Origin of the sequence: Kribbella aluminosa (genome assembly GCF_017876295.1) — a bacterium.
GTDB classification, from domain to species: Bacteria; Actinomycetota; Actinomycetes; order Propionibacteriales; family Kribbellaceae; genus Kribbella; species Kribbella aluminosa.
Window position 1 is genome coordinate 529,637 of record NZ_JAGINT010000002.1, and the last position, 13,291, is coordinate 542,927.

Annotated in this window: 11 protein-coding genes and 2 pseudogenes; 10 read left to right on the plus strand and 3 right to left on the minus strand. The window is 69.4% G+C overall.

The annotated features are described in order from the left end of the window. Positions 1-38 precede the first annotated feature (38 nt). Positions 39-488, plus strand: a complete 450-nt coding sequence (locus JOF29_RS23880; protein WP_209696704.1) for a GNAT family N-acetyltransferase — start codon at positions 39-41, stop codon at positions 486-488. Here JOF29_RS23880 and JOF29_RS23885 read toward each other — a convergent pair. Both JOF29_RS23885 and JOF29_RS23890 read right to left on the minus strand, forming a co-directional pair. Continuing rightward, positions 485-1,096 (minus strand): YgjV family protein, encoded by a 612-nt coding sequence (locus tag JOF29_RS23885; RefSeq protein WP_209696705.1) that lies wholly within the window; start codon positions 1,094-1,096, stop codon positions 485-487. The two genes, JOF29_RS23880 and JOF29_RS23885, sit on opposite strands and share 4 nt — an antisense overlap. 264 nt (positions 1,097-1,360) lie before the next feature. Continuing rightward, positions 1,361-2,782: a CCA tRNA nucleotidyltransferase gene (locus tag JOF29_RS23890; protein WP_209699970.1), complete on the minus strand. Its 1,422-nt coding sequence runs from the start codon at positions 2,780-2,782 to the stop codon at positions 1,361-1,363. Between the two features lie 63 nt (positions 2,783-2,845). Between JOF29_RS23890 and JOF29_RS23895 the strand changes: the two genes are divergently transcribed. The 9 genes and pseudogenes from JOF29_RS23895 to JOF29_RS43480 form a co-directional block, all read left to right on the plus strand. Next, complete coding sequence (locus JOF29_RS23895) at positions 2,846-5,146, plus strand: DUF6049 family protein (RefSeq protein WP_209696706.1); 2,301 nt, start codon at positions 2,846-2,848, stop codon at positions 5,144-5,146. Further along, positions 5,139-6,785 carry a murein biosynthesis integral membrane protein MurJ gene (gene murJ, locus JOF29_RS23900; protein ID WP_209696707.1) on the plus strand — a complete coding sequence of 549 codons (1,647 nt, stop codon included), beginning with the start codon at positions 5,139-5,141 and terminating at the stop codon, positions 6,783-6,785. Before JOF29_RS23895 ends, murJ begins: the two co-directional genes overlap by 8 nt. 103 nt (positions 6,786-6,888) lie before the next feature. Continuing rightward, a complete protein-coding gene (locus tag JOF29_RS23905; protein WP_209696708.1) occupies positions 6,889-8,559 on the plus strand; it encodes a protein kinase family protein in 1,671 nt (556 codons plus the stop codon). After that, a complete protein-coding gene (gene sigM / locus JOF29_RS23910) occupies positions 8,556-9,272 on the plus strand; it encodes an RNA polymerase sigma factor SigM (RefSeq protein WP_245359402.1) in 717 nt (238 codons plus the stop codon). Before JOF29_RS23905 ends, sigM begins: the two co-directional genes overlap by 4 nt. A 124-nt stretch (positions 9,273-9,396) precedes the next feature. Beyond that, the gene (locus tag JOF29_RS23915) at positions 9,397-10,158 is read left to right on the plus strand and encodes a hypothetical protein (protein ID WP_209696709.1); all 762 of its coding nucleotides are present in this window, start codon (positions 9,397-9,399) and stop codon (positions 10,156-10,158) included. 141 nt (positions 10,159-10,299) lie between these two features. Then, complete coding sequence (gene trxB / locus JOF29_RS23920) at positions 10,300-11,280, plus strand: thioredoxin-disulfide reductase (protein ID WP_209696710.1); 981 nt, start codon at positions 10,300-10,302, stop codon at positions 11,278-11,280. Positions 11,281-11,325: 45 nt separating this feature from the next. Continuing rightward, entirely contained in the window at positions 11,326-11,643 is a 318-nt protein-coding gene (trxA, locus tag JOF29_RS23925; RefSeq protein ID WP_245360192.1) for a thioredoxin, read from the plus strand. 51 nt (positions 11,644-11,694) lie between these two features. After that, positions 11,695-12,069 (plus strand): annotated as a pseudogene (locus JOF29_RS43475) (peptidoglycan-binding domain-containing protein); the annotation flags it as partial. Between the two features lie 319 nt (positions 12,070-12,388). Then, positions 12,389-12,820, plus strand: a pseudogene (locus tag JOF29_RS43480) (N-acetylmuramoyl-L-alanine amidase family protein); the annotation flags it as partial. Between the two features lie 8 nt (positions 12,821-12,828). On the opposite strand, the gene JOF29_RS23935 reads toward JOF29_RS43480, so the two are convergent. Further along, positions 12,829-13,203: a hypothetical protein gene (locus JOF29_RS23935; RefSeq protein WP_209696712.1), complete on the minus strand. Its 375-nt coding sequence runs from the start codon at positions 13,201-13,203 to the stop codon at positions 12,829-12,831. Positions 13,204-13,291: the final 88 nt, after the last annotated feature.

Below are 13,291 nucleotides of genomic sequence, written 5' to 3' on the forward strand. Positions count from 1 at the left end.
AACAGCAGCGTCATGCCAGGTTGGTACCGTCCGGCGGCATGGTGATCGAGGGAGTGGAACTACGCGCGGCGGCGCCGACGGATCCCGAGGTGCTTGCGCTGACGGCCGCTCAGCAGGCCGAACTGGCGGGGATGTACGGCGAGGACCAGCCGCTCGTCGAGCTGCATCCCGACATCTCGTTCACGGTGCTGAGCCTGGACGGGACCGCGGCGGGCTGCGTCGGCCTGCAACCGGTCGCCGCGGAGCTCGGGGAGATCAAACGAATGTACGTCGCGCCGTCCGCGCGCGGCTGGGGACTGTCGCGGCTGCTGCTGGACGCGGTCGAATCACAGGCCAGGTCCGGCGGTCTCACCACGCTCCGGCTGGAGACCGGGCAGAAGCAGGTCGAGGCGATCGCGCTCTACACGAACCACGGGTACCGTCCGACGCCGCCGTACCCGCCGTTCGAGAACTCCGCCGCCTCGACCTGCTTCGCGAAGGATCTCTAGAGGTTCAGCACGAGTTCGTCGCCCTCGCGGTGGAAGCCGAGGTTCTTCAGGTACGTCGTGGAGTCGCGCATCCGCGGCGGCGCGATCACCTGCCGGAACCCCTGCTCCGTGAACACGTCACTGCGTCGGTACACGAACTCGCCCGGCGTGAAGTCGCGGTACTTCGGCACCACGTAGTCGAGGTCGATCTGCGCGCGCCCGGCGCCGGCATCATGCGCGAGGACCACGCCGACAGTCCGGTCGCCGTGCTGCACCAGGAACGCGTACGGGCTCGACCCGACCGTGAACCCCGGGTTGAACCGGCTGATGTCCTTCTGATGCCGCTCGAGGACGAACCCGAGGTACGCGTCCCCGTCGTTCACCTGCAGCACCTGGTACTCGGCCTCGTCGTGCCGGTGCCGGAGCAGCCGCCACAGGTGCACGACGTTGATGACCGCGAGTACGGCGTTCATCCCGACCATCGGCCAGACGCCGACCACCGCGTTGAACGCGACCAGGATCACGCAGCCGACCAGGTTCAGCAGCCGTAGCCGCAGGATCCGGGTCTGCAGCAACGACAGCACGACGAGCGCCGACCCGCCCCACCCGATGACACTCCACACATCCACAGCGCGAGACTAATGGCGTGAACGAGCTTCTTCTGCTGATCTGACCTCGGTCAGCTCTCCAGGTCCTCGCGCGCCGACTCCTCGGCCTTGAGCGACCGACGTCAGGTCGAGGACGACGATCTCGACCGCGCGACAATGACGTCCGGAACGAGCAGGCGTCCAGTGCTCAACTGCAGACTGGTCGCCTCCACAACGTCGGCTCCATCCGGCGCTGACTCGCGGAGGAACACGGCGATGCGGCCACTCGCCTGTGGAAAGCCCAGGTCAGGAACGCTCGGACCACCACTGGAGGAGTTTTTCGCGGGCGCGCTCCTCGCCCAGAGGGCCTTCGTCGAGGCGGAGGTCCATGAGGAACTTGTAGGCCTCGCCGACCTCGCGGCCCGGGGGGATGTCGAGGATCTGCATGATCTGGTTGCCGTCGAGGTCGGGGCGGAGGGCGTCGAGCTCCTCCTGCTCCTTGAGGCGGTCGATGCGGGCCTCGAGGTCGTCGTACGCGGCCCGCAGGGACTCGGCCTTGCGGCGGTTGCGGGTCGTGCAGTCGGCGCGGGTGAGCACGTGCAGGCGCTCGAGCTGGTCGCCGGCGTCGCGGACATAGCGGCGTACGGCGGAATCGGTCCACTCGCCCTCGCCGTACCCGTGGAAGCGCAGGTGCAGCTCGATCAGCTTGCTGACCTGGTCGATCTGCTCGTTGCTGAACCGCAGCGCCTTCATCCGCTTCCGGGCCATCTTCGCGCCCTTGACGTCGTGGTGGTGGAACGTCACCTTTCCGCCGTCCTCGAACCTGCGGGTCTTCGGTTTCCCGATGTCGTGGATCAACGCGGCGAACCGAACGACGAAATCCGGCGTCGGAACAGACAGACGGGGTTCCAGATCGATGGCCTGATCGAGGACGGTGAGCGAGTGCTGGTACACATCCTTGTGCCGCTGATGCTCGTCGGCCGTCTCCAGCAGCGCCGGCAGCTCGGGCAGCACGTGCTTGGCCAGCCCGGTGGAGACCAGCAGGTCGAGCCCGATCCGCGGGTGGTCGGCGCAGATCAGCTTCTCCAGCTCGTCGCGGACCCGCTCCGCGGACACGATCGTGATCCGGTCGGCCATCGCGGTCATCGCGGTCACCACGGCCGGGTCCGGTGTGAAGCCGAGCTGGGCCGCGAACCGGGCGGCCCGCATCATCCGCAGCGGGTCGTCACTGAACGAGTCCTCCGGCGTACCGGGCGTGCGGATCCGCTTGTTGGCGACGTCCTCGATCCCGCCGTACGGATCGACGAACTGGCGCGACGGCAGCCGGACCGCCATCGCGTTCATCGCGAAGTCCCGGCGGGCCAGGTCGCCCTCCAGGCTGTCGCCGTAGGCCACCTCCGGTTTGCGCGAGGTGGGATCGTAGGTCTCGGACCTGTACGTCGTGACTTCGAGGACCCAATCGCCCTTGCGAGAGCCGATGGTGCCGAACGCCTTGCCGATGTCCCACACGTGGTCCGCCCAGCCGGACAGCAACCGCTCGATCACGTCGGGGTGCGCTGACGTGGTGAAGTCGAGATCCTTGCTCCCCCGGCCGAGGAGAATGTCCCGGACAGGACCGCCGACCAGGGCGATCTCGTGGCCGGCATCGGCGAACCGGGAGCCCAGTTGGTCGACGACGGGAGCGAGTTCCAGCAGGGCCTGGACGGCGCGCCGCTGGACGCCGGACAACGATCCGGCGGAGGCTGACTGGTCGGCAAAGGGTGACACGGGGAACTAGGTTACGGTGACGGCGTGTTCAGACGGCGACTGAGGCTCCCAGCGGTGCTGGGTGCCTGCCTGCTGGTTGCTGCTTCGGCAGCGACTCTGAGTGCTCCGGCCGCTGCGGAGCCGGTCGACGAGCCGGCCGTTCAGGTCAGCATCGACACGTTCGGCCCGGTCGCGCCGAAGGCCGGTGAGCAGGTGGTGATCAAGGGCCGGGTGACGAACACCAGCTCGGTCACCTTCGACGCCCCGCAGGCCCTGGCCTGTATCGACCGCACCCGGCTGGCCAGCACCTCCGCGCTGGACGCCATCTCGACCGAGCAGAACGTCCCGATGGACAAGCGGGACAGCTGCAGCAACCTGACCACCGACAGCCAGACGTTCCAGCCGTTCGACCAGCCGCTGGCGCCGAAACAGACCGTCCAGTTCTCGCTGAAGGTGCCGTGGAAGGAATGGCGGATCAACGGGGACACCGGCGTCTACGTCGTCGGCGTGACGTTCCGCGGGGAGACGCCGAACGACGGGCGGGTGATGGCCGGCCGGGCGCGACTGCTGATGCCGGTGATCGGCAGGCAGCCGTTGCAGCGCACCGTCAGCACCGCCCTGGTCGTACCGCTGCGCTTCCGGCCGACCCAGCTCGGCGGCCGCAACTTCGCGAACGAGGCGCTCGCCAAGGCCCTCGCCCCGACCGGTTCGCTCGGCCGGCTGCTGGCCCTGGGCAGACAACGCAAGGTCACCTGGCTGGTCGACCCAGCGATGCTCGACGAGATCCGGCAGCTGGGGAAGGGGTACGTGATCCTCGGCCAGAACGGCCAGACCACCTCCGGCACCGGACAGGCCACCGCGGCCGTCTGGCTGAAGGAGTTCGACGCCACGACCGCCAGGGGCAATCAGGTCGTCCTGCTGCCGTACGGCGACCCGGACGTCGCCGGACTGCTGGACTCGGGCGGCCCGTTGAAGGACCTCGTCGGGCGGGCCCGGACCAAGACCGAGCACTCGGGCGGCGAGCTGGCCCCGACCTTCACCAACGGCCTCTGGCTCGAGGGCGGCGCGGCCGCGAGCCGCTACCTGGGCGCAGCGTCCGGCGGATTCGCCGGCGCCACCCCCGACGACCTGAACCTGGTCAGCAGCTCCTCCTGGACCGCCCGCACCCGCCCGGTTCTGACCAGCACCCCGGTGTACGACGTACTCACGCCGGAAAGCCCTGACCACGCGGTCCGGACCGTGATCGCGGACTCCGCGCTCACCGAGGGCGGCCCCGACCCGGAGACCGCGAACAACCCGCTCCAGGTGCGGCAGCGGTTCGCGGCGGTGACCGCCCTGATCGCGGCTGCCGGAAAGAGCGCTGCCTCAGTGGTCGCCCTACCGCCCCGTGGCTGGGACCCGAACGGCACCGCCACCGCTGCGCTCGCGGGCAGCCTGTCGCTGCCGTGGATCAAGACCACCGACCTCGGCACGATCGTGGCGACCAGCCCGAAGCCGCAGCCCGTCAAGGCGCCGACCGCGCCGCGGACCAACGGCGTACTGTCCGAGGCCCAGCTGCAGAGCGTCTCCCAGCTCGACGCCGCGACCAGCACGATGCAGAACCTGCTCGTCGACGGGAGCCAGCTGCCCGACGTGATGACGCAGGCGCTGCTGCGGTCCGCCTCGACCAGTTGGAACGGGTACCCGGAGGAGGCGCAGTACTTCAGCTCGATCGAGCGCGGCTCCGCGAACCAGCAGCTCGGCAAGGTGCACCTGGTGAACGCGAGCGTGGACCGCGGGTTGCGCAAGGAGATCAAGGTCAACCTGGCGGGCAGCAAGGGCACGTTCCCGCTGACGATCACCAACGAGACCGACTGGTCGGTCCGGGTCGGCATCGTCGTCACGCCCGTCAACCGGACCGACCTCAAGATCAAGACGCCGCAGACCGTCGTCCTCGGCCCGGGCCAGAAGTGGACCCCGAGGATCAACGCGAGCGCCGAGCAGAACGGTCTGATCCGCGCGAACGCCCAGGTCACGAACGCGGCCGGCAAGCCGGTCGGCAAGTCCCAGGAGATGCTGATCCAGGCCAGCCAGTACGGCAGCGTCGGCTGGATCCTGGTCGCCGCCGCCTGCGCGCTGCTGTTCGGTACGTCGTTCGTCCGGATCTATCGCCGGATCCGGATCGAGCGCCGCAACCCGGCCGCGGTCACCACGACGACCGAGCCGGCCGACTCCGCCGAGTCCGAGGAACCCGGTGAGGCCGCCGAAACCCCTGATCCCGCCCACGGCCGCCATGCGGCGAACGGCGTACCCGAGGAGACTCCGGGGACGTCGCTGAAAGAAGGAGTCGGTTCGAAGGATGGCTGACCGCACCCTGCGATCCGCGGCGGTGATGGCAGCCGGAACGGTGCTGTCCCGCCTGCTCGGATTCATCCGGATCGCCCTGCTCGCGGCCGCCATCGGCACCGCGCTGCGGGGCGACATCTTCACCGCCGCGAACACGATCCCGAACAGTCTGTACATCCTGCTGGCCGGCGGGGTGTTCAACACCGTGCTGGTCCCGCAACTGGTGCGCGCGATCAAGAACCACGACGACGGCGGCCAGGACTTCACCAACCGGATCCTCACCTTCGGCTTCGTCGTACTCGCCGTCGTCACGGTGGCCTGCGTCCTGCTGGCTCCGGCGATCGCCGAGCTGTACCTGCCGAAGGAGCTGCACGACCCGTCCCGGGCGTCCGAGCGGGAGTCGATGGTGATGTTCGTCCGGCTCTGCCTGCCGCAGATCTTCTTCTACGGCGCGTTCGTCCTGGTCGGTCAGGTGCTGAACGCGCGCCGCCGGTTCGGTCCGATGATGTGGGCGCCGATCGCGAACAACATCGTCGCCTGCGCCTCGATCGTGCTCTTCCTGTTCATCTACCGAGTCGGCGACACTCCCCCGACGTACAGCCACGGCGAGGAGCTGCTGCTCGGGCTCGGGCACACACTCGGGATCGCGGTCCAGCTGCTCGTGCTGCTGCCGTACCTGCGGGCCAGCGGGCACCTGTACCGGGTCAAGTTCGGCCTCCGCGGAACCGGTCTGGGCCACACCGCCCGGCTGGGCCTCTGGACGGTGCTGTTCGTCGCCGTGAACCAGGTGACCCTGGTGGTCGTCACCCAGCTCGCGATCGCCGGCAGCGCCTCGAACGATCCGGGCGCGAAGGCCGGCCTGTTCGCGTACAGCACCGCGATGCTGATCATCCTGGTGCCGCACGGCATCGTCACGGTCTCGCTCGCGACGGCGGCGCTGCCGCAGATGTCCACGCTGGCGGCCGACGGCGACACGGCCGCAGTGGGCCGGATGTCGGCCCGGTCGATCCGTCAGACGCTGGCGATCGTGGTCCCGGCGGCGGCCGCGATGATCGCGTTCGCGTACCCGATCGTGACGCTGATCGCGGGCTACGGCTCCGGTAAGAACAACCTGACGCTGATGTCGTACACGCTGATGACGCTCGCGCTCGGCATCGTCCCGTTCACCATCCAGTACTTCCAGCTGCGCACCTTCTACGCCTTCGAGGACACCCGTACGCCGTTCTTCCTGCAGTGCGTGATCGCGGCGACGAACATCGCGGCCGCGGTGATCGGGGTCCGGGTGCTGCTGAACCAGGAGGACCTGCGGTTCAGCGGCGTCGTGCTGGGCGCGGCGTATGCCGTGGCTTACCTGGTCGCCGTACTGATCTCGCGGCCCGTGCTGCGCCGCCGGGTGCCGCGGGTTCCGGGCGCCGGAATCGGGCTGCCGCTGCTCGCGATGGTGATCGCAGCGGTCGCTGGGGCCGGTGCGGGCAAGATCGTGCTGTGGATACTGGACCTGGCGATCGACTGGTCCGGGCCGCTCGGCGCGATCCTCCAGCTCGCGGTGGCGGCGCTCGTGATGCTGCCGGTGTACGCCGCCGTGTCGCGGGTACTGCGGATCCACGAGGTGAACGATGTGGTGTCCATGGTCACATCGAAGCTGCCGATCGGGCGCTGATCCGAACCGCTTGTGCGTTAGTGCACCACCTGTCGGGTCAGCGGGGCACTAACATAGGCCCTGCGATCAGGCCGCTGGCGCTTCTAGGAGGGCGAGAGACACCGTGTCGAACCAGACCGTGAGTCCTGGTGCCCTGCTGGCCGGGCGGTACCGGATCGCCGAGTTGCTCGCGGAGATCGACGGCGCCCGGGTGTGGCGCGCCGTGGACGAGGTGCTCAGCCGCGCGGTCGTCGTCGACGTACTGCCGGTCGGGGACCCGCGGACCAACCTGCTCTTCGACGCCGCCCGCCGGGCCGCCGCGGCGAACGACCCGCGGTTCCTCCGGGTGCTCGACTGCGACATGCACGACGGCGTGACGTACTGCGTCCGCGAATGGGCCGGCGGCCGCTCGCTGGAGCGGATGCTCGGCAGCGGCCCGCTCACCGGGCAGCAGGCCGGCTGGCTGGCCCGTGAGGTGTCCGAGGCCCTCGAGAACCTGCACCGCACCGGCTACGCGCACGGTGCGATCAACCCGGCGACCGTGGTGGTCACGGACGCCGGTGCGATCAAGGTCGTCGGCGTCGCCACCGAGGCGGCGCTGCGCTCGTCCGGCGCCGGTTCGCCGGAAGAGGACGTGCACTCGCTCGGCCAACTGCTCTTCGCGTCGCTCACCGGCCGTTGGCCCGGCCCGGCGCCTGCCTGGGGCCTGCAGCCGGCTCCGGTCGAGCACGGCCGGCTGCTGAGCCCGCGCCAGGTGCGGGCCGGCGTACCGCGCTCGCTGGACGACATCAGCGACCGGCTGCTCGGCGACCCGCCGCGGCACCACGCGCCGCCGATCACCAGCGCGGCCGGCCTGTCCGCCGCGCTCTCCGGTGTCGTCGGCAGCTCGCACGAGCCGCCGAACCAGATGGACGAGACCGTCCAGGTCGCGCGCCAGAACGGCAGCGTCGACGACGCCACCCAGGTGGTGCCGCAGTCCCCGCCGCCGGCCCTCGACCCGACGTACACCTCCGAGCCGAACGGGTACCGCCCGCCGATACCAGCGTACGAAGCTGCGCACAATCCTGGGACCGACACCCGCCCGGTCCGCCGTCAGCCCGCGTCGGCGAACGGGAACGGCCGCCGCCGGGACGAGCCGAAGCAGAAGCAGAAGGGCTCGTGGGGCGGCCGGATCCTGATCCTGCTCGCGATCCTGGCCCTGCTGTCGGTGATCCTGCTCGCGCAGTTCCTGCTCAAGGGCGCGATGAACCACGACAACGGCAACGCCAACAACGGCTCCGGCGGCACCGCGACGAGTGCCCCGCCGAAGACCAGCACCACCCCGTCGACGACCGGTGGGAAGGCGACGATCGCCGGTGCCCAGGACTTCGACCCGCCGCCGGGCAACGGCGAGGAGCACCACAAGGACGTCCCGAACACGTACGACGGCGACCCGAGCACGACCTGGAAGACGCAGTCGTACAAGGGGAACCCGAACCTCGGCGGCCTGAAGACCGGCGTCGGCATCATCTACGACCTCGGCGCGAAGACCCCGGTGTCGAGTGTCGCTGTCCTCCTGCAGGGCAACGACACGAGCATCCAGCTGATGGTCCCGAAGGGTGACACCAGCACGTCACCGACGGCGATCAGCGGTTGGACGGCCGTCGCGACCAAGGCGGACCAGCCCGAGGGTACGGTGACTCTGACCCCCTCGGCGCCGACCGAGACACGGTACGTACTGGTCTGGCTGACCAAGCTGCCGAAGGTGTCGGACGGTTACCAGGGCACCATCTCGGAGGTCACGATCCAGAAATGACCGCGCATGTCGACTCGGGCAATCCGCCGCCCCGTCGTCCGGACGTTCCGCGCATCGGCGCGGAGGAGCCGGTCGCCCAGGGTGGCGCGCAGCCTGCCCGGCCGAGCGGGCCGGCCGGCCTCGACGAGCTGGACGACCACGAGCTGCTCCGGATGCACGTAGCCGGGAACCCGGACTCGTTCGGGTTCCTGGTCAAGCGGCACCGGGACCGGATGTGGGCGGTCGCGATCCGGACCCTCGGCGAGCCCGAGGAGGCCGCCGACGCGCTCCAGGAGGCGTTCATCTCGGCGTTCCGCCGGGCCGACTCGTTCCGCGGCGACGCGAAGGTGACCACCTGGCTGCACCGGATCGTGGTGAACGCCTGTCTGGACCGGATCCGCCGCCGCCAGGTGCGCGCCGCCGACCCGCTGCCGGAGGACGAGGACCGCGCCGCCGAGCTGGCCGGCCCGGCCGAGGACGACCCGGCCGAGGTCCGCGAGCGCCGGATCGACGTACTGAACGCCCTGAAGCAGATCAACGAGGACCAGCGCGCGGCGCTGGTCCTGGTCGACATGGAGGGGTACTCGATCGAGGAGGCGGCGGCGATCCTGGACTGCGCGCCCGGCACGGTGAAGTCCCGGTGCGCGCGTGGTCGCGCCAAGCTGCTGCCGCTGCTGCGGCACTGGCAGACGTCCAGAGAGAAGTCCGCCGCGGAAGCGGTGGGAACCGAATGAGTGGGTACACCGTCGAAGCGAAGTCGCCTGCCTCTGGCGACCGAACGCCTGAAGCCTTCGACCGGAGTTTTTCTATGACCATGTCGCCTAGGCCGCGCACCTCCCGTGAGGAGGCGAGCCCACGATGACCGATCCCGGTCTGCCGACCAGTGAGCATCTCGAGCACCTGGACACGGACACGATCGCCGACCTGATCGAGAACCTGCTGCCTGCCCCCGAGGCACACAGCGCTCGTGAGCATGTGAAGGCATGCCCGGAGTGCCAGCAGACGTACGACGCCCTGCTGCAACTGACGGAGGACCTCGCCGAGGAGGGCCGTAGCGACATCCCGATTCCGGCCGACGTCGCCGAGCACCTGGACGCGGTGATCGTGTCCGAGTCGGTGCTGCGTGCGTCCACGGTCGGCGTGCACTCGCTGGCCCAGCTCCGCGAGGAGCCGCGCCGGCACCTGCCGAAGCTGCTCGGTGCGGCCGCCGGTGTGGTGCTGATCGCCGCGCTCGGCGTCGGTGTCGTGTTCGCCACCAAGGACCAGGCGAACGACGGTGCCGCCGCCACCGATGCGAACTCGCCGCCGGCCGACACCGTCACGATCGCCAGCAAGGACATCAGCTCGGCCACGAAGCGCTGGCTGGACAACACCCCGAACGCGATCCTGCACGGCTCGAACGACGAGCAGGCCTGCGCCCGGGCGTTCGCCGCCGGCCGCTCGAACTCGAACGTCCGGCTCGTCCAGCCCGCCAAGGTGGACGGCAAGCGGGCCACGATCATCGGTCTGCAGGGCGCGACGGTGAGCCAGATCCAGATCTTCGCGGTCACCGGATGTAGCTCCCCCGGCGGCGTCGGTACGTCGTTCTACGACAACACGGTGACGCTCCGCAGCCGCTGATCCGGACGATGCGGTACCGGCGGCTGTCGATGGGTACCGTATTCACACGGTCCCACCCCACCACCCGGCTCTGGGGAATGGTCGGCCTCTAGGATCCGTTGAGTACGACGTCACTGTCTCGACGACACGAGGAACGCCTGCATGAGCGAGTCCACAGTCCGCAACGTCATCATCGTCGGCTCCGGCCCGGCCGGTTACACCGCCGCCGTGTACGCCGCCCGCGCGGCGCTGGAGCCGCTGGTGTTCGAGGGCTCCGTCACCGCCGGCGGCGCGCTGATGAACACCACCGAGGTGGAGAACTTCCCCGGCTTCTCGCAGGGCATCATGGGCCCGGCGCTGATGGACGAGATGCGTACCCAGGCCGAGCGGTTCGGCGCCGAGCTGGTCCCGGACGACGTGATCAAGGTCGACCTGACCGGCGACATCAAGGTGGTCACCGACTCGGCCGGCACCGAGCACCGCGCGAAGGCCGTCATCCTGGCGATGGGCTCCGGCTACCGCAAGCTCGGCCTGGCCGACGAGGACCGGATGTCCGGGCACGGTGTGTCCTGGTGTGCGACCTGTGACGGCTTCTTCTTCCGCGACCAGGAGATCGCAGTCGTCGGCGGTGGCGACTCCGCCGTCGAGGAGGCCACGTTCCTGACCAAGTTCGCCAAGAAGGTGCACCTGGTGCACCGCCGCGACGAGCTGCGCGCGTCGAAGATCATGGCCGACCGGGCGTTCGCCAACGACAAGCTCGAGTTCCAGTGGAACTCCGCGGTCGACAAGATCCACGGCGAGGACAAGCTCAGTCACCTGACGCTGAAGGACACCGTCACCGGCGAGACCCGCGAGCTGCCTGCCACCGGCCTGTTCATCGCGATCGGCCACGACCCGCGCTCGGAGCTGGTCAAGGGCCAGGTCGACCTGGACGAGGAGGGGTACGTGCTGGTCAAGCCCGACAGCACCGAGACCAACCTGCGCGGCGTGTTCGCGGCCGGCGACCTGGTGGACCACACCTACCGGCAGGCGATCACCGCCGCCGGCACGGGCTGTGCGGCCGCGCTGGACGCCGAGCGCTTCCTGGCCACCCTGGAGGACGCGGAGCACGCCGCGGCCGCCACCGAGCCTGTCTCCGTCTGAAACCTCACACATCACCTGAAGGAGTTATCCGCCGTGGGCGAGAAGATGAACGCTGTCACCGACGCCGAGTTCGACCAGACCGTGCTGAAGAGCGACAAGCCGGTCCTGGTGGACTTCTGGGCCGAGTGGTGTGGACCGTGCCGCCAGGTGTCGCCGATCCTGGAGGAGCTGAACCAGGACCACGGCGACAAGATCACGTTCCTGAAGATGAACGTCGACGAGAACCCGGTCACCCCGAGCAACTACAGGGTCACCGGTATCCCTACTATCAACGTCTACGTGAACGGTGAGCTGGCGAAGTCCATCGTCGGCGCCAAGCCGAAGGCAGCGCTGCTGAAGGAGCTCGCAGACTTCACCGCCTGATACAGAACCGCCTGAGTTGTACCCCGCCACACCGGCAAGGAGCTTTACCTGATGGAATCCCCGCACGGCGTGTACCGGATCGGCGACAGCGGTGAGGCGGTCGCGGAGATCGTCGGCAAGCTGCAGAGACTCGGGCTGCTGACCGGCGGTCATGACGTCTACGACGAAGCGACCGCACACGCTGTCCGGGGGTTCCAGCAACAACGCGGGCTGATGATCGACGGGATCGTCGGCCCGCAGACGTACCGCGCGATCGACGACGCCCGCTGGCGGCTGGGCGACCGGCTGCTGACGTTCGTCCCGACGCATCCGCTGAGCGGTGACGACGTACAGAGTCTGCAGGCGAAGCTGCAGGAGCTCGGGTTCGCGGTCGCGCGGATCGACGGGATCTTCGGCGCCGACACGCAGCGCGCGGTGACCGAGTTCCAGCGGAACATGGGCCTCCCGGCCGACGGGACCTGCGGGCCGTCCACCTTCAAGGCGCTGCAGCGGATCCGTCCGATGGCCACCGGCGGGCGGCCGGACGCTTTGCGCGCGCGGGAAGCCGTGCGCGCCGCCGGACCGCGGCTGTCCGGGAAGACGGTCGTGATCGACGCGGGGCACGGCGGCTTCGACTACGGCTGGGAGGGCTACGGCCTGCGCGAGTCCGACATCGCGTACGACCTGGCCTCCCGGATCGAGGGGCCGCCTCGGCGCTACCGGCGTCCGGGCGTACCTCTCGCGTGGCCGCGACCAGGGGCCGGACGAGCTGGCCCGGGCCGCGTTCGCGAACGAGACCGACGCGAACCTGTGCGTCTCCCTCCACACCGACGGTTCGATGAACCCGGACGCGCAGGGCGTCGCGACGTACTACTACGGCAACGACCTGCACGGCGCCTCGTCGAGCGTCGGTGAGCAGTTCGCCGGTCTGGTGCAGCGCGAGATCGTCGCCCGGACGGATCTGCTGGACTGCCGTACGCACGCCAAGACCTGGGACCTGCTGCGCCGTACGAAGATGCCGGCGGTCCGCCTGGAGATCGGGTACGTGACCAATCCGCACGACTCGGCGCGGCTGGCCGATCCGGCGTTCCGCGACGTGATCGCCGAGTCGATCGTGGTCGCGATCCAGCGCGTCTACCTGCCGCCGGAGCAGGACGCCGCCACCGGAATGCTCCGCCTCGGCCAGCTGACGGTGTAGTTGCTTCGCTACGAGTGATCCTCGAGTTTGATCCTCGGCAGCACCCGGTCCAGACTCCGCGGTAGCCACCACGCCCGCTCACCGAACAACCGCAGTACGGCGGGCACGATACCGAGTCCCAACGCCAGCAGGCCGAGCAGCGCGATCACCACCGTGCAAGTCGTGTACGCCGGCACCTTGAACAGGTGCGACGCGAGCATCAGCAACCCGCCCGTACTGCCGACGGCGCTCCGCGCCAGGTCTCCCCCGACCTCCACCGGGAATCCCGGCCGGGCGAGGTCCTGCGCCCGGTGGATGATCGTCCGTACGCCGTCCACCGGCATGTCCGCGGCCGCGACGTCGAGGCTCACGGTCGCGTACGCCGTACATCGATCTGTCGACAAATCGCCGTGTCCACTGAACGGGTCGGCGACCGAGGAGACGTGCGGGAGCCGGGTCGGATCGCTTGCCGGATCGGGCTGTCCACGGGCA

What these genes read in the sequence shown, in the direction of transcription:
- JOF29_RS23915 (WP_209696709.1), top strand. Translation starts at nt 9,397, where the DNA reads ATGACCGATCCCGGTCTGCCGACCAGTGAGCATCTCGAGCACCTGGAC.
- murJ (WP_209696707.1), top strand. Translation starts at nt 5,139, where the DNA reads ATGGCTGACCGCACCCTGCGATCCGCGGCGGTGATGGCAGCCGGAACG.
- JOF29_RS23880 (WP_209696704.1), top strand. Translation starts at nt 39, where the DNA reads ATGGTGATCGAGGGAGTGGAACTACGCGCGGCGGCGCCGACGGATCCC.
- trxA (WP_245360192.1), top strand. Translation starts at nt 11,326, where the DNA reads ATGAACGCTGTCACCGACGCCGAGTTCGACCAGACCGTGCTGAAGAGC.
- trxB (WP_209696710.1), top strand. Translation starts at nt 10,300, where the DNA reads ATGAGCGAGTCCACAGTCCGCAACGTCATCATCGTCGGCTCCGGCCCG.
- sigM (WP_245359402.1), top strand. Translation starts at nt 8,556, where the DNA reads ATGACCGCGCATGTCGACTCGGGCAATCCGCCGCCCCGTCGTCCGGAC.